The 22046-nt window shown below is 62.2% G+C and carries 25 protein-coding genes and 1 pseudogene; 16 read left to right on the top strand and 10 right to left on the bottom strand.

All coding sequences use genetic code 11. The features are described from left to right. The first annotated feature begins 1 nt into the window (after position 1). From moaD to NKI72_RS06675, 5 genes are all read left to right on the top strand, one after another. The gene (moaD, locus tag NKI72_RS06655; RefSeq protein WP_023677674.1) at positions 2 to 259 is read left to right on the top strand and encodes a molybdopterin converting factor subunit 1; all 258 of its coding nucleotides are present in this window, start codon (positions 2 to 4) and stop codon (positions 257 to 259) included. Positions 260 to 262: 3 nt separating this feature from the next. Next, positions 263 to 742: a molybdenum cofactor biosynthesis protein MoaE gene (locus NKI72_RS06660; protein ID WP_352836518.1), complete on the top strand. Its 480-nt coding sequence runs from the start codon at positions 263 to 265 to the stop codon at positions 740 to 742. A gap of 86 nt (positions 743 to 828) precedes the next feature. Then, the gene (locus NKI72_RS06665) at positions 829 to 1218 is read left to right on the top strand and encodes a YbaY family lipoprotein (RefSeq protein ID WP_352836516.1); all 390 of its coding nucleotides are present in this window, start codon (positions 829 to 831) and stop codon (positions 1216 to 1218) included. Continuing rightward, a complete protein-coding gene (locus tag NKI72_RS06670) occupies positions 1212 to 1586 on the top strand; it encodes an META domain-containing protein (RefSeq protein WP_352836513.1) in 375 nt (124 codons plus the stop codon). Before NKI72_RS06665 ends, NKI72_RS06670 begins: the two co-directional genes overlap by 7 nt. Positions 1587 to 1780: 194 nt before the next feature. Then, positions 1781 to 2050, top strand: a complete 270-nt coding sequence (locus NKI72_RS06675) for a hypothetical protein (RefSeq protein ID WP_352667151.1) — start codon at positions 1781 to 1783, stop codon at positions 2048 to 2050. Between the two features lie 75 nt (positions 2051 to 2125). Here the strand turns inward: NKI72_RS06675 and NKI72_RS06680 are convergent, their stop codons facing one another. After that, positions 2126 to 2734, bottom strand: coding sequence for a class I SAM-dependent methyltransferase (locus NKI72_RS06680; protein WP_352457647.1), 609 nt, complete (start codon positions 2732 to 2734; stop codon positions 2126 to 2128). Positions 2735 to 2985: 251 nt separating this feature from the next. Next, the gene (locus NKI72_RS06685) at positions 2986 to 3654 is read right to left on the bottom strand and encodes a hypothetical protein (RefSeq protein ID WP_352849994.1); all 669 of its coding nucleotides are present in this window, start codon (positions 3652 to 3654) and stop codon (positions 2986 to 2988) included. A 176-nt stretch (positions 3655 to 3830) separates the two neighbouring features. Between NKI72_RS06685 and NKI72_RS06690 the strand changes: the two genes are divergently transcribed. Together NKI72_RS06690 and NKI72_RS06695 are read left to right on the top strand one after the other, a co-directional pair. Continuing rightward, the gene (locus tag NKI72_RS06690) at positions 3831 to 4217 is read left to right on the top strand and encodes a hypothetical protein (protein ID WP_352849995.1); all 387 of its coding nucleotides are present in this window, start codon (positions 3831 to 3833) and stop codon (positions 4215 to 4217) included. A gap of 90 nt (positions 4218 to 4307) precedes the next feature. Then, positions 4308 to 4691: an ImmA/IrrE family metallo-endopeptidase gene (locus NKI72_RS06695; RefSeq protein ID WP_352849996.1), complete on the top strand. Its 384-nt coding sequence runs from the start codon at positions 4308 to 4310 to the stop codon at positions 4689 to 4691. Between the two features lie 38 nt (positions 4692 to 4729). On the opposite strand, the pseudogene NKI72_RS06700 reads toward NKI72_RS06695, so the two are convergent. The 5 genes and pseudogenes from NKI72_RS06700 to NKI72_RS06720 all read right to left on the bottom strand — a co-directional run bounded on the left by NKI72_RS06700 (position 4730) and on the right by NKI72_RS06720 (position 8643). Continuing rightward, positions 4730 to 5711 (bottom strand): annotated as a pseudogene (locus NKI72_RS06700) (IS1595 family transposase). 165 nt (positions 5712 to 5876) lie between these two features. Further along, positions 5877 to 6299: a nucleoside-diphosphate kinase gene (gene ndk, locus NKI72_RS06705; RefSeq protein WP_023677669.1), complete on the bottom strand. Its 423-nt coding sequence runs from the start codon at positions 6297 to 6299 to the stop codon at positions 5877 to 5879. Positions 6300 to 6538: 239 nt separating this feature from the next. Continuing rightward, positions 6539 to 6835 (bottom strand): DUF1905 domain-containing protein, encoded by a 297-nt coding sequence (locus NKI72_RS06710; protein ID WP_352617688.1) that lies wholly within the window; start codon positions 6833 to 6835, stop codon positions 6539 to 6541. 148 nt (positions 6836 to 6983) lie between these two features. Further along, positions 6984 to 7619: a 5,6-dimethylbenzimidazole synthase gene (gene bluB, locus NKI72_RS06715; protein ID WP_352617690.1), complete on the bottom strand. Its 636-nt coding sequence runs from the start codon at positions 7617 to 7619 to the stop codon at positions 6984 to 6986. 313 nt (positions 7620 to 7932) lie between these two features. Continuing rightward, positions 7933 to 8643: a glutathione S-transferase family protein gene (locus NKI72_RS06720; protein WP_352472606.1), complete on the bottom strand. Its 711-nt coding sequence runs from the start codon at positions 8641 to 8643 to the stop codon at positions 7933 to 7935. A 73-nt stretch (positions 8644 to 8716) separates the two neighbouring features. On the opposite strand from NKI72_RS06720, the gene NKI72_RS06725 reads away from it, so the two are divergent. From NKI72_RS06725 to NKI72_RS06735, 3 genes are all read left to right on the top strand, one after another. After that, positions 8717 to 9229, top strand: a complete 513-nt coding sequence (locus NKI72_RS06725) for a DinB family protein (RefSeq protein ID WP_352472607.1) — start codon at positions 8717 to 8719, stop codon at positions 9227 to 9229. 14 nt (positions 9230 to 9243) lie between these two features. Continuing rightward, positions 9244 to 9543, top strand: coding sequence for a hypothetical protein (locus NKI72_RS06730; RefSeq protein ID WP_352617699.1), 300 nt, complete (start codon positions 9244 to 9246; stop codon positions 9541 to 9543). A 130-nt stretch (positions 9544 to 9673) separates the two neighbouring features. Further along, positions 9674 to 10462 carry a GGDEF domain-containing protein gene (locus tag NKI72_RS06735; protein WP_352472609.1) on the top strand — a complete coding sequence of 263 codons (789 nt, stop codon included), beginning with the start codon at positions 9674 to 9676 and terminating at the stop codon, positions 10460 to 10462. A 12-nt stretch (positions 10463 to 10474) separates the two neighbouring features. Here NKI72_RS06735 and NKI72_RS06740 read toward each other — a convergent pair whose 3' ends face one another. The 3 genes from NKI72_RS06740 to NKI72_RS06750 all read right to left on the bottom strand — a co-directional run bounded on the left by NKI72_RS06740 (position 10475) and on the right by NKI72_RS06750 (position 13291). Next, complete coding sequence (locus NKI72_RS06740; RefSeq protein ID WP_352836503.1) at positions 10475 to 10777, bottom strand: DUF982 domain-containing protein; 303 nt, start codon at positions 10775 to 10777, stop codon at positions 10475 to 10477. Positions 10778 to 10941: 164 nt separating this feature from the next. Then, the gene (locus tag NKI72_RS06745) at positions 10942 to 13023 is read right to left on the bottom strand and encodes an ATP-dependent helicase (protein WP_352541647.1); all 2082 of its coding nucleotides are present in this window, start codon (positions 13021 to 13023) and stop codon (positions 10942 to 10944) included. Between the two features lie 94 nt (positions 13024 to 13117). Further along, the gene (locus NKI72_RS06750) at positions 13118 to 13291 is read right to left on the bottom strand and encodes a hypothetical protein (protein ID WP_023677660.1); all 174 of its coding nucleotides are present in this window, start codon (positions 13289 to 13291) and stop codon (positions 13118 to 13120) included. A 122-nt stretch (positions 13292 to 13413) separates the two neighbouring features. On the opposite strand from NKI72_RS06750, the gene NKI72_RS06755 reads away from it, so the two are divergent. The 6 genes from NKI72_RS06755 to NKI72_RS06780 all read left to right on the top strand — a co-directional run bounded on the left by NKI72_RS06755 (position 13414) and on the right by NKI72_RS06780 (position 21815). Next, entirely contained in the window at positions 13414 to 13593 is a 180-nt protein-coding gene (locus tag NKI72_RS06755; RefSeq protein ID WP_023677659.1) for a hypothetical protein, read from the top strand. 465 nt (positions 13594 to 14058) lie between these two features. After that, the gene (locus NKI72_RS06760) at positions 14059 to 15936 is read left to right on the top strand and encodes an ABC-F family ATP-binding cassette domain-containing protein (RefSeq protein ID WP_352836501.1); all 1878 of its coding nucleotides are present in this window, start codon (positions 14059 to 14061) and stop codon (positions 15934 to 15936) included. A gap of 125 nt (positions 15937 to 16061) precedes the next feature. After that, complete coding sequence (locus NKI72_RS06765) at positions 16062 to 16469, top strand: SMI1/KNR4 family protein (protein ID WP_352817550.1); 408 nt, start codon at positions 16062 to 16064, stop codon at positions 16467 to 16469. A gap of 69 nt (positions 16470 to 16538) precedes the next feature. Further along, complete coding sequence (locus tag NKI72_RS06770) at positions 16539 to 18647, top strand: molybdopterin-containing oxidoreductase family protein (protein WP_352836498.1); 2109 nt, start codon at positions 16539 to 16541, stop codon at positions 18645 to 18647. Between the two features lie 56 nt (positions 18648 to 18703). Beyond that, complete coding sequence (locus NKI72_RS06775) at positions 18704 to 19402, top strand: DUF2270 domain-containing protein (protein ID WP_352849997.1); 699 nt, start codon at positions 18704 to 18706, stop codon at positions 19400 to 19402. Between the two features lie 190 nt (positions 19403 to 19592). Then, the gene (locus NKI72_RS06780) at positions 19593 to 21815 is read left to right on the top strand and encodes a cation:proton antiporter domain-containing protein (RefSeq protein WP_502908940.1); all 2223 of its coding nucleotides are present in this window, start codon (positions 19593 to 19595) and stop codon (positions 21813 to 21815) included. Positions 21816 to 22046: the final 231 nt, after the last annotated feature.

Raw genomic sequence — 22046 nt, forward strand, 5'->3', positions numbered from 1 at the left:
AATGTCGACGAAGCTCATCTATTTCGCCTGGGTGCGCGAGCGGATCGGCAGACCGGAGGAAGAGGTCGAACTGCCGGCCGGCATCGAAACGGTCGCCGACCTGTTGCGCTGGCTGAAATCGCGCGGCGAGGAGTACGAGAACGCGCTGCAATATCCTGACGTGATCCGCGTCGCCATCAACCAGGAACATGTCGAGCACCGCGAGAAAATTGCCGGCGCGCGCGAGATCGCGCTGTTCCCGCCGATGACCGGTGGCTGAACCATGTCCGCGGTGGTGCCCGTCGTGCGCATCCAGGCTGAGGATTTCGACGTCGCCGCCGAGATCGCCAGGCTGACCAGGGGTCGCAAGGACATCGGCGCTGTGGTGACCTTCTCCGGCCTTTGCCGCGACGAGCAAGGCAGGCTCTCCGCGCTCGAGCTCGAACATTATCCCGGCATGGCCGAAGCCGAGATATCCCGCATCGCCGGCGAGGCAATCGAGCGCTGGCCGCTGCAGGGGCTCACCGTCATCCATCGCCACGGCAAGATCGCGCCGGGCGAAAACATCGTGCTGGTGGTGTCGGCTTCCGCCCACCGGCAGGCGGCGTTCGAGGCCGCGAATTTCCTGATGGATTATTTGAAATCACGGGCGCCGTTCTGGAAAAAGGAACACCATAGCGACGGTTCCGAAGCCGGCTGGGTCGAAGCCAAGGAAGCCGACGACAAGGCGGCGGGGCGCTGGAAGCAGCCGCCGTCCAAATAAAATCCCTGGACAGCCATGCCCATACCCCGCCAGCCATTCATTGACCGCAATCCTGCGAGATCTTTGGCCGGAAGGGGAGCAGGATCATGCTGGACAGGATCGCCGAGTTCTTCATCTTCGGACTGGTGCCGCTGGCCGTCGGCATCCTGGCCGTCCCGGATCGTTCCGTGGCTGCCGAAAGGTCCCTCAAGGGCGAGGTGATGTATCGCGAGCGCATCGCGCTGCCGCCCAATGCCGTGCTTTCCGTGCAGCTTGCCGACGTGTCGCTGGCCGACGCGCCGGCCGCAATCATCGGTGAGCGCAAGGTGGTGCCGGCCGGCCAGGTGCCGATCAAGTTCGAGATCAGCTTCGATCCGCAGGTGATCCGGCCTGATATGACCTACGCGCTGCAGGCGCGCATCACTGTCGATGACCGGCTGCTATTCGCCACCGATACGCGCTATCAGGTCGACCCGCGCCACAGACCATCATGCTGAAAATGGCGGCGCCGAGCGATGCGCCGGCGGCAGCTTCGGTGTTCGGCCAAAGCTGGCTGGTCGAATATATCGACGGTGTCGGCGTGATTGCCGAGCCGCGGGCGACATTCCGCATCAGCGAAGCCGGCAAGGCCGGCGGCAGCGGCCCTTGCAACGTCTATTTCGCCACCGCCAGGGTAGATGGCTCGACGATCGCCATCAGCGACATCGGCTCGACCTTCAAGGCCTGCGCGCCTCAGGTCATGGCCGAGGAAAAGGCGCTGTTCGAGGCGCTGGCCAAGGCGGCATCCTACCACGTCGACACCGGCAAGCTTGTCATCATTGACAGCGGCGGCCGCGACATTCTGCGCTTCAACGCCGCGAGCTAGCGCATCACCCAAGCCGATTACTCTCTGCGGCAGCTGCATGCCGATCACATTGTGTTTCAGCGGGAATAGGCCGGGCAGAGGGCGCGTTAGTTCCACATAAAAATGGCGGGTAAGGCAAAAGGGACGTTGTCCCTTCGTTGAAGCCGCCAGAATGGCTGCGGCTCGTTCTGGCCTTAACTCAAAGGAGTCCAGACATGAAAACGCACACGCTTATCCTTGCTGCCACCGGTGCATCGCTCCTTGCCTTTACCGGCCTTGCCAAGGCGGACGACCATCTCGTCAATGCTCTTGACCACGGTCTCAAAGCGGACAGCCAACCGTTCCAGACCAACAAGGCCGGCCATAGCGGCGATCTCGCACCGGGGCAGGGCAGCCCGTTTTCAGGTGAAGAGACCAAGACCCCGTCTACCGACACGCCAGCGGCGAATGAACATGCGAACGTGAAGGAACGCCAGGCGAAATAGACCGGCAGAACCCGCCGCTAGGGGGCGGCGGGCGACATGTATCGGGCGACGATGCCGCATCTCATGCGATATTTCTCAATTCGTCGCGAGTTTGAATACCGCGCCATAGTGATAGGGCGGCACATCAACCAGCTCGGCGAGCTTGAACCCGCTCGCTTCCACCGACGCGGTGGTCTGTTCGGGTGACAGCCTCAGCTCGGTCTTTGGCCCGCGCGGCTCGCCCAGGACCGTGGTTTGCTCGCGCGGATACTGGTGCCAGTTGACGATGGCAAAACGACCCGCAGGGCCAAGCGTCGCGCGCACGGCGCGGGCAAGCCGCGGCCGATCCGGAACGCCGTGGAAAGCGTTGGCGATAAAGACGAAGTCGACGGTTTGAGGCACCAGCCTGGCAAGGTCATAGGCGTCGCCCGCCAAAAACTCGCAATTGCCAGCGCCTCCTTCGGCCAGCCGCCGCCTGGCGACTTCGAGCAGATCGGCATCGATGTCGATAGCGATCACATGACGGGCGACCCTGGCGATTGGCAGCGTGAACCAGCCGTCGCCGCAGCAGAGATCGACCACGTCCGTGCCGGGCTTCATGCCGACCGCCGCCAGGACGCTGGCGGGCTCGGGCCACAGCGCTTCCCACCAGCCGCCGGTTGGCATTTCGGTGCCTTGGAAGAAACCGGGAATGGTGCTGGTCATGGCCTGGTCGGCTCCATTGTCGGGACCGCGTTTGATCCGCCCCTCCGAGCTTAACGCACCCGTGACCCGTCGAGGAGCCTGAAGCTGAAAATGTCCGCTACTGCATGTCGCGCAAAACTGTGCAGCGGTTTTGCGATAACGACATGCATCAAGACAAGAAACCCCATTATATACTTGACGTACTAAGGGAAATTTTCCTATGATTCGCGAGCGTGACAGGCCGGAAAGAGATCATGAGTTTGTGGGGTGCCTTACGCCCGACGTTTTGGCTTCTTCTGCTGCTTTGGTTTCGGAGTGGCTTTCGGAGAACCGTGACTGGATTGAAGCTGGAGGGTCAGGTGATCTTGATCGTCTGGTGTGCGACCTAGCCACTCATCTGCATCAGCACTGCGGATTGCCTGAACCGCAGATTTCCAGTGGACGCGTGCTGTTGCCCACTCATGAATGAGATCGACAACTGTTTGTGTTTGCCTGTCCAAATAGGACTTGGTGTAGCTTACGCCTGAGCCGCGCAAGCCGCCTTTCCTTGCTGCCATGCGCAGCCAAATTGGCTGGTCTCCTTTATCCAGCTTAATTGCCATGGGCTGGCTGTGAACAATCGAGATGCGAGATTCAGCGTTGGCCTTGGCTGTCATATTCACGAGTTTGTCAAAGCGATCTTCCCAGTCACCCGAAATGGGATGCCAGACTGAATCATCGTCAGATCGCAGCGTTTCAAAAAGAGCGTGCACTAAATCCAATTTGGCGCGCATAGCGAGATTGGCTGTGACAATCATGCCCGTTCTCAGATTGGTAAATAATAGGTCGTGGATCGCTTCGTCTATCTCGCGCTCCAGCGCTCCCCATGCGAAGATGAAGCGACCAACAGCGCGTTCCACTTTCAGATCACGCGCGGGCAAATAAGGTTTATTGTCACTCATGCCGGAAACCTCAAAAGACAAAGACCAGGAAAAGGGCGACGAGGTATTGCGCCGCCTGTTGAAAACACCGCCGAAGCCGCACGGCGAGTCGGCCCCATCAAAAGACCAAAAGCCAAAAGTCGCAACCAGACGCAAGAGGTTGCAAAAACCAGCTTCGTAAGCAATGCTATAAAATTATGAGATTGCAGGCGCTGAGTATTTTTCTGGTCATTGTTATTTTTGCCCTTGTCATTGAGATACTTCATGACAAGGGCTTTATCGTTTTCGATGGCGGCCTCGAATTGTCATCGGTGCTATTGACGGCGGCTAGCCTGGTAGTAACTGGCGTCGGTGTTATGGCGGGCATTCTCGCAATCTTTGGGTACGGACAGATTAAGGAAGCTGCCATACATGCCTCCCGGACGGAGGCCCGTACGGTCGCTGAAGATGCGGCTCGAAGAGTAGCGACGGAAGTGGCATCGTCTGTAGCCGCGCGAGTCGCGCGGGAAGTCCCGGCCTCTACAACCACAGACGAACAGGCCGCAGAGATTGTTCAGGCGCTCGACAATGAGGACCAAGCATGATTCAAGGGCGCAATGGAACCCTTTGAGGTAATAGCGAGGTACCAAAACAAGCCGCCAGTGCCTCTGGATAGGATTTGCGCCGACCTAGGCTTGCGCATTTCCTATGTCAATCTTGGATCCGATGTCGCCGGCCAGATAATTCGTGATGGTCGAAGCCATTCCGGATACTCAATCTTTATCAATTCCACTCAGCATCCGAACCGACAGAGGTTCACATTGGCGCATGAAATCGCACATTTCGCGCTTCATCGTGATTTGATCGAGAGCGGCATCATAGATGACACGATGTACCGCAGTTCGTTGAGCGATGTTTATGAGGTGCAAGCGAACAAGATGGCGGCAGATATTTTGATGCCAATCCGCTTGGTGAAAAAGCAACGAGACTTGCTGGGAGGGGACGCGGGCGCACTGGCGCGCGTCTTCCAAGTTTCACAAGCATCAATGCAAATTCGGCTGGATGGCCTCAGGGCTTAAGCTTCTTACGCAGATGCATTAGCTTCCTCGCCTTCTGCTTAGGCGTGATCGGCTTCACCAATCCGCCGACAGGTCAAACGCTTGTCGCGGGCCATGCGAAGCAAGTCTTCGGCGCGTTCTGCATCTGAGACTTTCAGCGCCGTGCGACGATTGTAGCGGAAATCGAACTCGGCAAGGTAGCGGTGCAAATGGGCTTCGCCGCAATGCTGATAGACGCCGATCATGCCGCGCTTGAAGACTGAGAACACGTTCTCAATGGTGTTCGAATGGATGCGATCCCGTCCTCGTAGCGGACATATTCGCCGTCTGAATGCTTCGTGGTCTTGTGGGTAGCGAACTCGCCGCCAGTCTCCGTGTAGAGGTTCGACGCATCGGTGTAGAGGATGGTATCGCGCGATACGTTGCGCACCAGCACGTCACTGACGGTCGCCTTGGTGGCGTCGTTCAAATGGAACATGCGAGCCTTGCCGCCGCGCTCGACCAGCCGACGACGATGCGCTTTTCGCGACCACCGCCCTTGCCCTTCTTGGTGAAGGGACGACCCTTACGTTGGGCTGATACGCGAGGCGTCTCGCGCTTTCCGATGTAGGGTTCGTCCGCCTCAACAGTCTTGCCGTTGCCCCCGATAGGACCAGCAGAAGCAACATCCTCTTTCATGGCTTCGCGGATGCGGTGCGCCATGAACCAAGCGGTTTTGTAGGTGACGCCAAGCATGCGGTGAAGCTGGTGCGCGCTCATGCCTTTTTTGGACGAAGCGTAGAGATGCGAGGCCAGCACCCACTTGTGCAAGCCGATCTTGGAACGCTCGAATACAGTGCCGACCGTGACCGAGAACGGCAAGCGGCATTCGTTGCACTTATAGACGCCGGGACGTGTGGACTTGCCCATAAGCTTGGTAATGCGCTCAGGATTGGCATTGCCGCAATGAGGGCAGAACGGGCCATGCGGCCAATGAATGGCCTCCAAATGCTCGCGAGCCTTGTCAGCGTCGTGGTAAATTTCGTTGGTCAGGTCGAACATTGCGGTAACTCCCTAATTCGTTATCGCAAAATCCGCTTGGTACGTCAAGTATATAATTAGGAAAAGAAACCTAAATTGCATCGCAAGAGGCCGGTCGAACGCGACGCGCTTTAGCAAAAAAGGCGGCGTTGCGCCGGCCTCTTTGATGGGGTTCGGGATGCCGGCTCAGCCGACGATCTCGGTGTCCGAGAACCAGTATTTGATCTCCTGCGCGGCGGTTTCCGGCGCATCGGAACCATGTACGGAATTCTCGCCGATCGACAGCGCGTGCAGCTTGCGGATGGTGCCTTCGGCGGCGCTTGCCGGATTGGTGGCGCCCATCACTTCGCGGTTCTTGGCAATGGCGTTCTCGCCTTCCAGTACTTGCACGACTGTCGGGCCCGACGACATGGATTCGACCAGCTCGCCGAAGAACGGACGCTCCTTGTGGACGGCATAGAAACCTTCCGCCTCGCGGCGGCTCATCCACACCCGGCGCGAAGCGACGACGCGCAGGCCGGCATCTTCCAGTATCTTGGTGATAGCGCCGGTGAGGTTGCGACGGGTCGCGTCCGGCTTGATCATGGAAAAAGTGCGTTCGAGCGCCATGGGATCGTCCTTGTGATGGAGAGTGGAATTGAGGGTGGCGGGCTCTATACAAGCCGCCCGCCGGCTTGCCAAGGGGAGGCCGGTGCAGCGCGCATTTCTGCGCTGGGCAGCGGACTTTCAAGTCGAACCATGCCGCCGCTCATCTTTTTGTTGAGCATCGGATTTTCCGACAACCGGTACCCACTTTGGATCCGACCGACTGGGCTATAGCGCGTCGTCGTCAGCCTGACCCAACGTCGTCATAACTGCATCTCGATCGTCAGGTTGGCCGTGTCGCCAGCCCCGAGGCCTTCGCGGACCCGCACCGCGGTCTTGATCGGCAAGAGCAGGCTGCCGGATTTCTGGTCGGGAAACAGCGATGTCCGCCATCTGGTCTGGCCGATGACGGCTTCCACGCCAAGCGAGCCCCAGGGCCTTGCCATCCCCACCATCGCCGTCTTGATCCGGGCTCCAAGCTCCGGCGGCAGCGTCACGAAATGCCAGCCGCCCTTGCCCGGATAGACCCAGATCTCGGCCTGCATGTCGTAGCGAAACATTCTATGCCCTTCCCTCAGGTCAAGCCCGTCACGACTGGCTTTGCCATGGTGTGTCTTGCTGGCAATGCTGACGATCGGCGAAACCATCCATGACATCCACAGCCCTGCAGGGAGGAGTCATTCTTCCCCGCGCAGCGCCGCCATTCCACTACCGCCTTGTCACGATAGACGGCCGCCGGGTTTCCCAGCCTTCCCGTTCCAGTTCCGGCACGCTGTGTTCCTCCGAGGGATAGCCGATGCAGAAGTAACCGATCAGCGTCCACTCCGGCGGCACATCCAGGATCGTCGCCATCTCCGCCGGATCGAGGATCGAGACCCAGCCCATGCCTATTCCTTCGGCCCGCGCCGCCAGCCACATCGTGTGGACCGCCATGACAGCCGAATAGTCTATGGTGGCCGGCATGGTCTGGCGGCCGAGCCCATGCCCTTGCTCGGTTGCGCGGTCGGCGAAAACCGCAAGCTGGCAGGGCGCCTCATTCAGGCCGGCAAGCTTCAGGCGCGAATACAGGGCGGCGCGTTCACCGCAAAAGGTTTGGAGTGCCTCCGCGTTGCAGCGCTCGAAGCAGGCCCTGACGGCGGCGCGGCATGCTTCGCTCTCGGCGACGACGAAGCGCCAGGGCTGGCTCAGCCCGACGGACGGCGCGGCGCTGGCAAGCTCGAGCAGCCGCTCCAGCGCTCCATCGGGGAGCGGCGTCGGCTTGAACCGCCTGACGTCGCGCCGCCACAGGAAAAGGTTGGCGAGCGCAGCGCGAAAATCGGCCGGGAACTCTGGGTTTGCCGTCATGGCGCGCTGCCTTTGTTGTGATTGCCCGGTTCGCCGGATGTTCGTCTTGTTTGCTTCGATCCAGGCACTGATGAGGCGCTTCGAGCGACACTTCGTCTACCCGCATTGTCGCATTTCGCCGGCTGGCAACTTGCAGCTAAGGCCGGACGACATCCCTGCCGGCAACGCCGTTGGACCTCGATCGGCAAAACAAAACCCGCCTCGGCAGGCCGGGCGGGCGTCGGTGCGAATCATCACCATATCGAGATTAGTAGCATAGCTGCCGGCACAAAGCAAGAACAAAATGTGGCGCCTCCGATAAAAACTGCCGATTTCAACTCTCGAGCGGGGCGATCGCTGCCGCCGCGACGTTGCGGCCGAGGCCGCCATGCAGATCGAGGCATCGTTCGAACCATTGCGCCACGACGTCGCTGTCGTCGAGCAGCCGGTAGGGCGTGGCGATGCGCGCCCATTGCAGCGCGCCGAAAACGATGTAGTCGGCAAATAGCGGCGACCGGCCGCCGATGAAGGGCTGATAGCCAAGCATCGAGCGCAGCGGCTCCAGCGAGGCGCGGAAGCCGGCGAGCCCGGCGTCGCGGGTGGCGTAAACCGCCTCCAGGGGCTTGCCGAAGCGCTGCTCGCGGTTCTGCCGGAAATAGGCGGCGTTCGCCTCGTCCTGCATAGCGTGCAGGTCCAGTATCGCAGCGGTGGTGACGTAGGGATGGATGGTCAGCTGCGACCAGCGTTCGATGAAGCGCGCCGTCGCCTTGCCGCCGTCGCCGGAAAACAACGTCGGCCGCTCGGGATAGGTCTCCTCGAGATAGAGCGCGATGGCGAAGGAATCGGCGACCACCGTCTCGCCGTCGCGGATCACCGGAACGAGCTTCGAGACGCCGCCTTCCACCTTCGGCACTTCAAGGAAACGGGTCGGCACGCTGGTGATGTCGAGCCCTTTGTGGGCCAGCGCCATCGCCGCCTTCCAGCAATGTGGGCTGAATGGGCGGGCGGCATCGCGTCCGACAAGGTCATAGAGCAGAATGGTCATTGGCGGCAGCGTCCTTGCAGTCTAACTATGCCCGAAACAGACCCGCGCAGGGGGTCTCGCAGGTCGAGAGAAAATGAAACAGCATTTCAGGATGTTTGCGGCCTACAATCAATGGGCCAACGGCCGCATCTACGATGCCGCCGCCGATCTCGACGAGGAAGAGTTCGACCGCAATGTCGGCGTCTTCTTCGGTTCTATGATGGGAACGCTCAACCACCTCCTGGCAGCCGACCGTATCTGGATGAAACGCTTCACCGGCGAGGGCGACGCGCCGGCAAGGCTCGACACGGTCCTGCACCGCGCCTTGCCAGGCTTGCGGCTGGCGCGCGAGGCCGAGGACAAACGGATCATCGACTGGGTCGACGGCCTGAGCGACAAGGCGCTGTCGGGCCGCTTCTCCTACATGACCGTCTCGGATATGCGCACCGTCTCGCAGCGGCTGGCGCCGGCGCTCGACCACTTCTTCAACCACCAGACCCACCACCGCGGCCAGGCGCATGCGATCCTGACCATTCTGGGCAAGCCAAGCCTCGGACTGGACCTGACGATGTTCCAGCGCAGCGAGGAGGGCAGGGCTTTCGCCTGAATCTGGGGCGGCTGGTGACGCGGACGGTGGATAGAGGACAATCTGCCGAGATTGCAAAACGCGCCGAAACATTTTATGGAGCGGACGGTCGTGAGGGCGGCCGCTTCAGCAGCATTCAGCAGCAACAGCGAGAATTGGCACGCATGCCCAATGAACCCTTGCGCCTCGTGGCGTTCTTCGCCGTGGTCCTGGCGCTTCTCAACTCCGGTTATTATTTCCACCAGGGCGACATTGTCGCGACCATCTATTTCATGATCGGCGCCATTCTTGTGACCGCGGTCACCCGGATGAGCATCAGACGGCAGCTGATTTAGGACCGATCTCCTTATCTGGCCGCCATCTCGACGGCTGGTTTCGCTTCGACTGCGATCGAATTGAAGCAAAGTCTTAGGACTTCGTTTGCGCTGTTGCTTCAAGGTAGCCGGCTGAAGCAGGAGCAAAAGCATGCAGATCGATTTGTCCCCGACGAGCTGGGGCAGGGTCGTGGCGGTTACCGTCGCGGGCACGGCAGTCTGCATTGCAGCCGCATTCCTCGTCGATTCCTTCAATTTCCCGTATTTGTCGCCGGAAGCGCTGTGGCGGGCGCAGCTCACAGACCTGCTGCTGCCGCTTGTCCTGGCCAGCTCGTTCTTCTTCTTCCTCATGTGGAAAATGCGCCAGCTGGCGATCGCGCAGAAGGTACTGGCCGTCGTCGCGGCGACCGACAGCCTGACGGCGGTATTCAACCGGGGTGCATTTTCCATGCTCGTCGAGGCCTATCTCGAACAGGCCCGCAGCCATTCCGTCGTAAATGCCGGAGCCTTGCTGATCGTCGATGCCGACCATTTCAAATCCGTCAACGACCGCCTCGGCCACGACTGCGGAGACCAGGCGCTCAAGCTGATCGCCAGGACAATCCAGGGCCAGCTGCGCGGCGCCGACATCGTCGGCCGGATCGGCGGCGAGGAATTTGCGGTTTTCCTTCCCGGCGCAGATCCTTCGCAGTCCTGGCTGGTGGCGGAGACAATTCGCCGGCGCGTCCGTGAGGCGGAGTTCTCGCCTGGCGGCCGGCCCTGTCCTCTCTCGGTCAGCATCGGCGGCGTCGCCTTCAGCGGGCCGACCACCTACGCCGAGATGTTCGTGGTGGCGGACAAGCACCTTTACAAGGCCAAATCGAACGGCCGCGATCAGGTCAGTTTCGAAACCGCGGCAGCGGGCGACCCGCCGGGCGGCGGCCCGATGACGGTCCATTGATGGTCGTTTCTGTCAGGCGGCGTAGCCGCCGAGGCCCCGGGCGACCGGCTTGACCGAGACCGCCGGCTGGGCGGCCGACCAGAGGATGCCTGCCGTTACGGCAAAGGTGATCAGGGCGTCGCGTGCCGCTTCGGCCGAGATATCGCCGGCACGTGCCGCCTCGCAGGCCTTCACCGCGGCGCCATAGCTCAGCCGGCGGCGCGAAGGCGGGAACTCGGTCAGGAATTCGTGCATCTCGGAGAACGAAGCGATCGTACGCTTGTAGCCGGCGCCAACGGTTAGGGCGACCGGGGTGGAAAACGTCCTGTCGTGCATTCTGGCCTCTCGAATGGGCGGAGGTCACGGCGGACGCCGTTCTCCGGTCTGGGGGTCGGGCAGAAACGCGGATCACGGCGCGAGGTTCCATGTTGCCGGGATTGTTTTTTCGCCGGCTCCGGGAGCGGTCGCCGGGCGAGCAGCGCCGACGTCGAGGCAGGTGCCTATTTCCACATGCCGCGCATGCGGGCGCCGAGGTCGACACGCACCTGCGGCTGTCGGCGCGGATCGTCTCTGGCCTGGACGCTGGCCCATGCCACCTGCTCGAAGGCGCCGAGGATAGAGCGCGGGATGAAGCGCGTGCGCGAGGCATAGACATGGCGGTCGCCGCGCGCCGCCTGGCCATGGACGAAAAAGCGATGCGGCATGACCAGGTGCAGGCTGTCCTTGGCCCGCGTCATCGCCACGTAGAGCAGCCGCCGCTCCTCGTCGACGTCCTCCTTGCTGCCGACGCCGAGATCGATCGGGATGCAGCCGTCGACGGTGTTGAGCACGAAGACGTTCTTCCACTCCTGGCCCTTGGCCGAATGGATCGTCGACAGGATCAGATAATCCTCGTCGCGGTGTGGCGGGCCGGCCTCGTCGCTGGTCGCGTCCGGCGGATCGAGTGTCAGCTCGGTAAGGAAGCGCTCGCGCGACGCATAGCCGGAAGCGATCTGCTCGAGCTGCAGGAGATCGGCCCGGCGCGTCGTTGCGTCCTCGTGGATACGTTCCAGATGCGGCTCGTACCAGAGCCTGACCTGTTCGATGTCGGCCGGCCATTTTTGCGCGCCGGCGCGCAGGCCGCTATAGAGCGCGACAAAGCCCGGCCAGTCGTCGGCGGCACGCTGCGGCGGCCGATAGCGGGCAAGCCCCATCGTCTCGTCGAGCGAATTTGCCATGGTCTCGACGATCGCATTGGCGGCCGAAGGGCCGATGCCCGGCAGAAGTTGCAGCACGCGAAAGCCGGCGACGCGGTCGCGCGGGTTTTCGGCAAAGCGCAGTACGGCCAGCAAGTCCTTGACGTGTGCTGCATCGAGAAATTTCAGCCCGCCGAACTTGACGAAGGGGATGTTGCGGCGCGTCAGCTCGATCTCCAGCGGGCCGCTATGGTGCGAGGCGCGAAACAGCACCGCCTGTGATTTGAGAACAGTGCCGGCCTCGCGTTCGGTGAGTATCGCCTGGCAGACATAGCTCGCCTGCTCGGTCTCGTCGCGCACGCTGACCAGCTTCGGCTTTTCCGCAGATTTGCGCTCGGTCCAGAGATTTTTGGTGAAACGTTCCGACGCTTCGCCGATTACCGCATTGGCGGCCGCCAGGATGGTCTCGGTCGAGCGGTAATTGCGCTCCAGCATGACGACTTCCGCCGGCTGCGCGAACTGCTTGGGAAAATCCAGGATATTGCGCACTTCCGCGGCGCGGAACGAATAGATCGACTGCGCGTCGTCGCCGACCACCGTCAGCCCCGATCCGTCGGGCTTGAGGGCCGTCAGGATCGAGGCCTGCAGCCGGTTGGTGTCCTGGTATTCATCGACCAGCACATGGTCGAAACGCGCACCCAGATGCGCGGCGATTTCCGGCTCGCCGGCCATCTGCGCCCAGTAGAGCAGCAGGTCGTCGTAATCGAGCACATTCTGCGCCTGCTTGGCCTCGACATATCGGGCGAACAATTGCTTCAGCTGTTCGGCCCAGCCGGCGCACCACGGGAACACCGAACCCAGCACCTCGCCGAGCGGCGCCTGTGCGTTGACGGCGCGCGAATAGATCGCCAGGCAGGTGCCCTTGGTCGGGAAGCGGGCTTCGGTCTTTGAAAACCCAAGCTCGTGGCGGGCGAGGTTCATCAGGTCGGCGGAATCCTCGCGATCGTGGATGGTGAAGGCCGGATCGAGACCGATCTCCAGCGCATAATCGCGCAGCAGCCTGGCGCCGATGCCGTGGAACGTGCCGGCCCAGCTCAGCGCATCGGTAATCACCGAGGCATCGCGCCCCAGCACCTCGCCGGCGATGCGCTCGACCCGCTTGGCCATTTCCGCTGCGGCACGGCGCGAAAATGTCATCAAAAGGATGCGGCGCGGGTCGGCACCCCTGACGATCAGATGCGCGACCCGGTGCGCCAGCGTGTTGGTCTTGCCGGAGCCGGCGCCGGCAATCACCAGCAACGGCCCGGCGATCTTGCCGTCGCCATGTTCGACGGCAAGCCTCTGCTCGGCGTTGAGCTTCGCCAGATAGGCCGGCTGGAAGGACGAATCACGGGCGGCGAGGTTCATCGCCCATCAAGCATCGTTTCTGCTTTGTTCGCAACGGTTTGCGGAGCCGGAATAGGCCCCGTGAGCGAAGAAGCCTTGCGGGCAGGCTTGTCGACTAACGCTCGGGCTCGACGCCCATCCTTGCCGATTGCCGCCGTAGCGCCTCGCGATCGTCCTGTGGCGGTGGCAACAGCAGCGGATCGAAATCGTCGGGCACCTCATCGATCACTTTCTTGGCGACGCGATAGGCAACATAGACGATTGCCCCGGCGATGAGCAGACGGATCATGCCATCCTCCATTGATTGTGGAGCAACCGGAGACGCGGCATTTTGTTCCCAGGCCCCTTGGCGACTGCAGGAACGCGCAACCAAATCGCCGACGCCTCGTTGTCGGGCGAGAGGAGACTGCGATGAAAAAGCGCTCAATCCTGCTGCTTATGGCAGCTCTGACTGTTGCGGGTTGCGACAACAATATCCAGCCGACCAAGGCCCCTGGCGACACGGTCGATCAGAACCCGCAGGTCGACAAGAATCCGGTGCCGAAATCGACGACCGGCGGCGATCAGCCCGGCACGCCGCCGAAACAATGACCGCCTCAAATGGCGTCGATCGGGCAAGCGGCGCCGGTCAAGGAAGGTGGCCGGCGCCGCTTGGGAGGAAGCTGATGGCGCCGGCCAGGCGGAGATCAGGCCCGCCGCACATCCAAGGATAGCCGAGTCTTTCCGCAGCGTCATGGTCGATAGCGTACAGACGGCACACCCCTGTGGACAAACCTGCCGGCCACAGCAGCGTTTGTTCATCACATAGTTCGTTCTTCCCATGGAACAAACCAGGCTGCTGCGTGTTTGGATGTCGATCGGACGCTCCCAAGGCCGCCGTTCACGAAAGAGCCCGCTCTCCTTGTCCCCCCTCAGGATAGCGGGTTCTTTTTGCGTTTTGCGGGAAGTCGCGGCGCGCGGGTCGACATCACCAGCTTTGTCGGTTTTCGCGGCTTATGCGGCGAACCGGGGCTCAAGCCCTTGCGAAGCATGGTTGTCCCGTGCAAAAGCCCGGCCATGCTGATCATCAACGACCTTTCGCTCCGCATGGCCGGACGCCTGCTTCTCGACCATGCCTCACTGACCTTGCCGGCCGGTAGCAAGGCTGGCCTTGTCGGCCGCAACGGCACCGGCAAGACGACCCTGTTCAAGGCGATCACCGGCGACCTCGCCTCCGAGACCGGCTCGATCAGCCTGCCCAAGAACACGCGCATCGGCCAGGTGGCGCAGGAAGCGCCGGGCACCGAGGAGCCGCTGATCGAGATCGTGCTCAAGGCCGACCTCGAACGGAGTGCACTGCTCGAAGAGGAAAAGACGGCGACCGATCCGCACCGCATCGCCGACATCCACATGCGGCTGGCCGATATCGATGCGCACTCGGCCGAGTCACGCGCGGCCACCATTCTCGCCGGCCTCGGCTTCGACGATGCCGCGCAGCGGCGCCCGGCCTCGTCCTTCTCCGGTGGCTGGCGCATGCGCGTCGCGCTGGCCGCCGTGTTGTTTGCCGAGCCCGATCTGCTGCTGCTCGACGAGCCGACCAATTATCTCGACCTCGAAGGCACGCTCTGGCTGGAAAACTACGTGTCGAAATATCCGCACACCGTGCTGCTGATTTCGCACGATCGCGACCTGCTCAACCGCGCCGTCAATTCGATCGTCCATCTCGACCAGAAGAAGCTGACCTTCTGGCGCGGCGGCTACGACCAGTTCGAGCGCCAATACACCGAGCAGCGCGAATTGCAGGAGAAGGGCCGCGTCAAGCAGGAAGCCGCGCGCAAGCACATGGAATCCTTTGTCGAGCGCTTCCGCGCCAAGGCGTCGAAGGCGAGGCAGGCGCAGTCGCGCATCAAGGCGTTGGAGAAGATGAAGCCGATCGCCGCGATCGTGAACGACACGGTGCGGCCGTTCTCCTTTCCGGAGCCGGTGAAGTCGGTGGCCTCGCCGATCATTGCGCTGAACAACGTCAACGTCGGCTATGTCGAGGGCGAGCCGATCCTGAAGAAGATGACGCTGCGCATCGATGCCGACGATCGCATCGCGCTGCTCGGCGCCAACGGCAACGGCAAGTCGACTTTCGCCAAGCTTTTGGCCAGCCGGCTGAAGCCGGAGACCGGCAGCATGACGGTGGCACCCGGCCTCAAGGTAGCAATCTTCGCCCAGCACCAGCTCGACGACCTCAGGCCCGACGAAAACGCCTATGAGCATGTCCGCCGGCTGATGCCGGATGCGCCGGAATCCAAGGTGCGCGGCCGCGTCGCCCAGTTCGGCCTGACCACCGAAAAGATGAACACCGCCGCCAAGGATCTGTCCGGCGGCGAAAAGGCGCGGCTCCTGATGGGCCTGTCGGCCTTCGAGGGGCCGAACCTTTTCATCCTCGACGAGCCGACCAACCATCTTGATATCGACAGCCGTGAATCGCTGATCCATGCGCTGAACGATTTTCCCGGCGCGGTCATCCTGATCTCGCACGACCGCCATCTGCTCGAAGCGACCGCCGACCGGCTGTGGCTGGTCAAGGACGGCGCGGTTAATCCGTATGACGGCGATCTCGAGGATTACAAGACGCTGGTTACCGGCGTCTCCGGCGACCGCCGCGGCAAGCGCGAGGCGGAAAAGGCGTCGAAGGCCGACCGCCGCCGCGACGCAGCCGCGCGCCGCGCCGCCTTCGAGCCGCTGGCCAAGGAAATCCGCGCCACCGAAGCGCTGATGGACCGCCTCCGCAAGCGCATCGACCTGATCGAGGACGAACTCGCCAACCCGGCCATCTACGAAAAGGACCCCTCGACCGCGACAAGGCTGGCCAAGGAGCGCTCACAACTTGCGCAACAGCTGGCCGGCCATGAGGAAAAATGGCTGTCGATGTCGGCGGAGTACGAGGAAGGCACGGCGGAGTAGGGAGAGCGCAATCTCCCCCCTCGCGGGGGAGATGCCGCGCCTACGACGCGTTGCTCAAGCCTGTCGCGGTCATGGCCGGGTACGTTCCTGGATACCCACGTGGTTCGCCGTAGGGGGTGAATGAGATGCTTGAAGGTCGGGAGTGGCGCAAAAAAGATGGAGCGTCAGACGAAGCGATCGAGAAACTCAGGGACGTGGGGCCTTTGGTCCTGCCTGAAGGCTATGTTGCCCTTCTCTCTTTCAGCAACGGTGGTGAGGGCCCCCTGCCAGTCCAGCCGCTATGGCTTGCCTTGCACGCTGCGGAAGAGGTGATCGAAATAGAGCAACAGGGGACATTCAAGGAGTTCTTTCCGGGTTTTTTCGTTATCGGCAGCAACGGGGGCGGCGAGGCGATTGCGTTCGATCTACGCACAGTGGGGCTTTATCCGCTCGTTGCGTTTGACATGACAAATATCGATCTTGTCGAAAGCGTTTGGCCCATTGCGCCGGACTTTGATGCATTCTTGGACTTGATCGGCCTTTCCGACGAATAGCCCAGAGGGGGATGTAGGCCCGCCCATCTGGCCCTACACGTCGCCATATCAACCAGCTAGTTTGCTCCCATGAATCAGCACGCCAAGCTCAAAATCGGCCATTCGGCCTGTCCGCATGATTGCCCTTCGACCTGCGCGCTCGAGGTCGAGCTGCTCGACGCCAGGCGCATCGGCCGCGTCCATGGCGCCAAGGCCAACAGCTATACGGCCGGCGTCATCTGCGCCAAGGTCGCCCGTTACGCCGATCGCGTCCATCATCCCGACCGCCTGCTGAAGCCGTTGATCCGGGCCGGCGCCAAGGGCGAGGGTGCCTGGAAGGAAGCGAGCTGGGAGGCGGCGCTTAATCTGGTCGCTGAAAAATTCATCGCGGCGGAGGCAAAATACGGCTCGGAGACGGTCTGGCCCTATTACTATGCCGGCACGATGGGGCTGGTGCAGCGCGACGGCATCGAGCGGCTCAGGCACGCCAAGAAATATTCCGGCTTCTTCGGCTCGATCTGCACCAATCTGGCCTGGACCGGCTGGATGATGGGCGCCGGCGCGCTGCGCGGCCCCGACCCGCGCGAAATGGCGAAGTCCGACTGCGTGGTGATCTGGGGCACCAACGCCGTGGTCACGCAGGTCAACGTCATGACCCACGCCATCAAGGCGCGCAAGGAACGCGGCGCCAAGATCGTCGTCATCGACGTCTACGAAAATGCAACGATGAAGCAGGCCGATCTCGGCCTGGTGCTGAAGCCCGGCACCGACGGCGCGCTGGCCTGCGCGGTGATGCACGTGCTGTTCCGTGACGGCATGGCCGACCGCGCCTATCTGGAACAATACACCGACGATCCTCACGGTCTGGAAGCGCATCTCAGCACAAAGACGCCGCAATGGGCCGCTGATATCACCGGGCTTTCTGTCGACGAAATCGAGGCCTTCGCCCGTCTCGTCGGCAGGACGAAGAAGACCTACTTCCGCCTCGGCTACGGTTTTTCGCGGCAGCGCAACGGTTCGGTCAACATGCATGCCGCGGCCTCGATCGCCGCGGTTACCGGCTGCTGGCAATATGAGGGCGGCGGCGCCTTCCATTCCAACTCGGGCATCTTCAAGCTCAACCAGGAACTGCTGGAAGGCACGCGGATGCGCGATCCCTCGATCCGCCATCTCGATCATTCGCGCATCGGCCCGGTGCTGACCGGGGCTGAGGATGCGCTCTATGGCGGCCCGCCGGTGACGGCGCTGCTGATCCAGAACACCAATCCGGTGAATGTCGCGCCGGAGCAGCGGCTGGTGAAGCAAGGTTTTCTGCGCGACGATCTGTTTTCCTGCGTGCACGAGCAGTTCATGACCGACACCGCCAAGCTCGCTGATGTGGTGCTGCCGGCGACGATGTTTCTCGAGCATGACGACGTCTACAAGGGTGGCGGCAACCAGCACATCACACTCGGGCCGAAGCTGATCGACCCGCCGGAAGGTCCGCGCACCAACCATTTCGTCATCGAGGAGCTCGGCAAAAGGCTCGGTGTCGCCGATCGTCCTGGCTTCGGCATGACCGAGCAGCAGCATATCGACATCATTCTGGGCAAGCGCGGGCTGGGCAGCTTTTCGAGCCTGAAAGAGCAGAAATGGGTCGATTTGCAGCCGGATTTCGCGGCCGCGCATTTCCTCGACGGCTTCGGCCATGCCGACAAGAAGTTCCATTTTCGCGCCGACTGGACGGGCCAGGCCGCGCCCAACCGGCCACCGAAAAGCATGGGCCTGTTCGGGCCGGTGGCGAGCCTGCCGGAATTCCCCGACCATGTCGACCTGATCGAAGTGGCGGACGAGGCGCACCCGTTCCGGCTGACCACCTCGCCGGCGCGCAATTTCCTCAATTCGACCTTTGCCGAAACGCCGGTATCGCAGGCAAAAGAGCGCCGGCCGGAGCTGCTCTTGCATCCCGATGATGCGGCGGCACTCGGCGTCGCCGACGGCGGCCGTGTCGAAGTCGGCAACCAGCGTGGCGAGGTGGTGCTGCACGCAAAGCTGTTCGACGGCATCAAGCGCGGCGTCGTCGTCGCCGAAGGCATCTGGCCGAACAGCGCCCATGAGCGCGGCGAGGGCATCAACGTGCTGACCGGCGCCGATGCGCCGGCGCCCTATGGCGGCGCCGCCTTCCACGACAACAAGGTCTGGCTGCGCCCGGCGGATTGAGCGTCGGAACGATATCTCCATCCGGCCGTTTTCGCGTGGCGGGTGGAGGCATTGTCATGGCAGAAGTGTTGCCGGCGCCGGATCCCATCGGAAGGACACTGTCGTCCGGCGAACTCGTAACCACGATGTCCCACTTTCATCGCGCCGAGATTGCGCGCATGGCTGGGTGGCGTGACCGCCTGGACCGGACGAGCAACTGGGCGATAACCGTTGTCGCAGCAATGCTGTCCGTTTCGCTTTCGACAGCCAGCGCTCACCATGGTGTGCTGCTGTTTGCCATGCTGCTTGTTCTGCTGCTGCTGTGGATAGAGGCCCGCCGATATCGCTTCTTCGACTTCTACCGGGCTCGCGTGCGCCAGTTCGAACGGCACTATTTCGCGCAGATATTCTCGCCGCAGCCGGACTTCGCGTCCGATTGGCTGTTGATCGTCGGCGAGAGCCTGCGCGCGCCGAAATTCCTGATTTCGCAACGCATGGCTTTGGCGCGCCGCCTGCGTCGCAATTACATCTACATGCTGCTGATCCTGCTGCTGGCCTGGATCCTCAAACTGTCGACCCCCGGTCTTCTGACCGAAGGTGTCCGCATCGGCTTCGTCGGGTCGATGCGTGAGGCCGTCGCCAGTGCTGCCTTGGGTCCAATTCCGGGCGCCGTCATCGTCGTGCTGGTCGCCGTCCTCTATGCGGGCCTGCTGGTGACAGCATTTCTGACAGAGAGCGACGACGGCGAACTCTCCTTCGGTGACGTCCACGTCTAGCAACGCAACGCCCTGTCTAGCAACGCAACGCCCTGTCGCGCGTTGTTGGACACGTGCATTGGGCGATGGGGGTTTCATGGCTTGGCAGGCTCCGACACGTTCCAGCCTGGCGCTGCTGGTTTGCGCTTTCGTCCCCGCGGGGGCGGCCTGGGCAGCGCAGACGCTCGTTGCCGGTACCCGGGCCTCCGGCATGGGTGGTTCGGGCGAAGGCGCTTTCGTCGCCGAGATCGTGCTTCTGCTGCTTGTCGGGCGCGGCTTGGGCGAAGTGCTGCAGCGTTATGGCCAGCCGGCAATCATGGGCCAACTGATCGGCGGCATCCTGCTCGGTCCTTCGCTGTTCGGCTGGCTGTGGCCGTCGGCCCAGCACCTGATCTTTCCCAGTGATCCTGCGCAAAAGGGCATGATCGACGCCGTCTCGCAGCTCGGCATCCTGATGCTGCTTTTGCTGACCGGCATGGAGACGGACCTGCGGCTGGTGCGCCGGGTTGGCGCGGCCTGTTTTTCCATTTCGGCTACCGGCGTCGTGGTGCCCTTCATCTTCGGTTTTGCGCTGGCGCAGTTCCTGCCGGACGCATTGCTGGCTGACCCCACGCAGCGCACCGTCGCCGGGCTGTTCCTGGGCACGGCGCTGTCGATCTCGTCGGTCAAGGTCGTCGCCATGGTGGTGCGCGAGATGAACTTCATGCGCCGCAACCTCGGACAGGTGATTATTTCCTCGGCGATCATCGAGGACACGATCGGCTGGCTGGTCATCGCCGTAACCTTCGGCATCGCCACCAATGGCAAGCTACAGTTCGCGCCGCTGGTGACCACCATCGCCGCGGTGGCACTGTTCATGGTGTTCTCCTTCACCATTGGCCGCCGTCTTGTCTTCACCTTGATCCGCTGGACCAACGATCAATTCCGCAGCGAGTTTGCGGTGATCACCATGATCCTCATCATCATGGGAGCGATGGCGCTGATCACTAATCTGATAGGCGTCCATACCGTGCTGGGGGCGTTCGTCGCCGGCATCCTGGTCGGGGAATCGCCCATCCTCTCCAGCCATATCGAAGGTCAGCTTCGCGGCGTCATCACCGCGCTGTTCATGCCGATCTTCTTCGGCATGGCGGGGCTTTCCGCCGATCTCACAGTGCTCGCCGATCCAACCCTTGCCATGCTGACGGGCGCTCTCGTGATCATCGCCAGCATCGGCAAGTTTGGCGGCGCGTTCATCGGCGCCAAGCTCGCCGCCATGTCGCTCAAGGAAGCAATCGCCGTCGGCAGTGCCATGAACGCACGCGGCTCGACCGAGGTGATCGTCGCCAGCATCGGCCTGTCGATGAACATCCTGTCGCACAATCTCTTCACCATGATCGTCACCATGGCCGTGATCACCACCTTGGCCATGCCGCCGATGCTGCGCTGGGCGCTCGGCCGGCTGCCGGTTGGGCACGACGAGCAGCAGCGTGTCGAGCGCGAGGCGTTGGACGAATACGGCTTCATTTCCAGGCTGGAGAGGCTGCTGGTGCTGGTCGACGACAGCAGGATCGGCAAGTTCACCGCATATCTCGCCGGACTGGTCGGCGGAGGCAGCGGCATGCCCACCACCTTGCTTCGCCTGCCCACCACCTTGCTTCAGCCGAAAGACGGCCGAGTTGACAGGCCGACCGACAGCAAGGGACAGGAGCGCGCCCTCCAGGAAATCAAAAAGGGTGCAAAAAAGAGCGCTCAGGCGGTGAAACGGATCGAAGATACGCTTGTCGACAAAGTCCATCTGACGGCCCGCACCGAATTGGATGCCACGGGTGAGACGATTGCCGAAGAGGCCCGCAAGGGATACGGCCTGTTGCTGGTCGGCATGGACAATGTGCTGACCGCCGATGGCGCCTTCGCGCCGGCCCTCAACGACATTGCCGCAGGATTTGACGGCCCGCTTTGCCTGGTCCTGAACGGCGGCAATGCTGGCGAAAAGATGCCGACGCTGAGGGCCGGCACCAGTATTCTCGTCCCCGTCAACGGTACCCAGGTGGCGCGTCGCGCCGCCGACTTGGCGCTGGCGCTGGCCCGTCCAAACCGGGCGCGGATCAAGGTTCTCTACGTCTCGCAAAAGGCAGCCAAGGGCCGCAGGTCGACATCGGTGTCGCATAGCCGCGAAGAGGCCGTCCTGAAAGACATCGCTGATCTGGCGGGCCGCTACGGCCTGCATATCGACACAGCGTTCCATACCCGCGTCACACCCGACAAGGCGATCACCCGGGAGGCGGCCAAAGGAGCGGCGATCGTCGTGATGGGCGTCACCCAACGTCCGGGTGAGGACCTGTTCTTCGGTGAAACCGCCGGCGCTGTTTTAGCCGCCTGCAACTGCCCGGTCGTGCTTCTGGCCAGCGCGCGGCCCAAGCACGACGCCGCTGGCGCTGAGCTGGCAGCGTGAATTTCACCGCGCATTGATCGGTCGGCAGGAATGTCGATCGAGCCTCTGAAAGCGCTGATCAGCCAAGCGTAAAAGAACTCGAACCGAACGGCTCGGTTCCGTTAGCAGAGAGTACAGGAAAGGGTGAACGCCGGCTCAAAGAATGTTCGCGCGGCAAATCACCACTGACCGCATAACTAATTGAAAAGAAATCAGAAGATTGTGGCAGAAGGGACCTTATGCCGGATTTTC

It is taken from the genome of Mesorhizobium sp. M0437 (genome assembly GCF_040321335.1).
Lineage (GTDB): Bacteria > Pseudomonadota > Alphaproteobacteria > Rhizobiales > Rhizobiaceae > Mesorhizobium.

Bases quoted from the DNA above. Each gene is read 5' to 3' on its own strand.
- moaD (WP_023677674.1), top strand. From the start codon at position 2: ATGTCGACGAAGCTCATCTATTTCGCCTGGGTGCGCGAGCGGATCGGC.
- NKI72_RS06660 (WP_352836518.1), top strand. From the start codon at position 263: ATGTCCGCGGTGGTGCCCGTCGTGCGCATCCAGGCTGAGGATTTCGAC.
- NKI72_RS06665 (WP_352836516.1), top strand. From the start codon at position 829: ATGCTGGACAGGATCGCCGAGTTCTTCATCTTCGGACTGGTGCCGCTG.
- NKI72_RS06670 (WP_352836513.1), top strand. From the start codon at position 1,212: ATGCTGAAAATGGCGGCGCCGAGCGATGCGCCGGCGGCAGCTTCGGTG.
- NKI72_RS06675 (WP_352667151.1), top strand. From the start codon at position 1,781: ATGAAAACGCACACGCTTATCCTTGCTGCCACCGGTGCATCGCTCCTT.
- NKI72_RS06680 (WP_352457647.1), bottom strand. From the start codon at position 2,734: ATGACCAGCACCATTCCCGGTTTCTTCCAAGGCACCGAAATGCCAACC.
- NKI72_RS06685 (WP_352849994.1), bottom strand. From the start codon at position 3,654: ATGAGTGACAATAAACCTTATTTGCCCGCGCGTGATCTGAAAGTGGAA.
- NKI72_RS06690 (WP_352849995.1), top strand. From the start codon at position 3,831: ATGAGATTGCAGGCGCTGAGTATTTTTCTGGTCATTGTTATTTTTGCC.
- ndk (WP_023677669.1), bottom strand. From the start codon at position 6,299: ATGGCGCTCGAACGCACTTTTTCCATGATCAAGCCGGACGCGACCCGT.
- NKI72_RS06710 (WP_352617688.1), bottom strand. From the start codon at position 6,835: ATGTTTCGCTACGACATGCAGGCCGAGATCTGGGTCTATCCGGGCAAG.
- bluB (WP_352617690.1), bottom strand. From the start codon at position 7,619: ATGACGGCAAACCCAGAGTTCCCGGCCGATTTTCGCGCTGCGCTCGCC.
- NKI72_RS06720 (WP_352472606.1), bottom strand. From the start codon at position 8,643: ATGACCATTCTGCTCTATGACCTTGTCGGACGCGATGCCGCCCGCCCA.
- NKI72_RS06725 (WP_352472607.1), top strand. From the start codon at position 8,717: ATGAAACAGCATTTCAGGATGTTTGCGGCCTACAATCAATGGGCCAAC.
- NKI72_RS06735 (WP_352472609.1), top strand. From the start codon at position 9,674: ATGCAGATCGATTTGTCCCCGACGAGCTGGGGCAGGGTCGTGGCGGTT.
- NKI72_RS06740 (WP_352836503.1), bottom strand. From the start codon at position 10,777: ATGCACGACAGGACGTTTTCCACCCCGGTCGCCCTAACCGTTGGCGCC.
- NKI72_RS06745 (WP_352541647.1), bottom strand. From the start codon at position 13,023: ATGAACCTCGCCGCCCGTGATTCGTCCTTCCAGCCGGCCTATCTGGCG.
- NKI72_RS06750 (WP_023677660.1), bottom strand. From the start codon at position 13,291: ATGATCCGTCTGCTCATCGCCGGGGCAATCGTCTATGTTGCCTATCGC.
- NKI72_RS06755 (WP_023677659.1), top strand. From the start codon at position 13,414: ATGAAAAAGCGCTCAATCCTGCTGCTTATGGCAGCTCTGACTGTTGCG.
- NKI72_RS06760 (WP_352836501.1), top strand. From the start codon at position 14,059: ATGCTGATCATCAACGACCTTTCGCTCCGCATGGCCGGACGCCTGCTT.
- NKI72_RS06765 (WP_352817550.1), top strand. From the start codon at position 16,062: ATGCTTGAAGGTCGGGAGTGGCGCAAAAAAGATGGAGCGTCAGACGAA.
- NKI72_RS06770 (WP_352836498.1), top strand. From the start codon at position 16,539: ATGAATCAGCACGCCAAGCTCAAAATCGGCCATTCGGCCTGTCCGCAT.
- NKI72_RS06775 (WP_352849997.1), top strand. From the start codon at position 18,704: ATGGCAGAAGTGTTGCCGGCGCCGGATCCCATCGGAAGGACACTGTCG.
- NKI72_RS06780 (WP_502908940.1), top strand. From the start codon at position 19,593: ATGGGTGGTTCGGGCGAAGGCGCTTTCGTCGCCGAGATCGTGCTTCTG.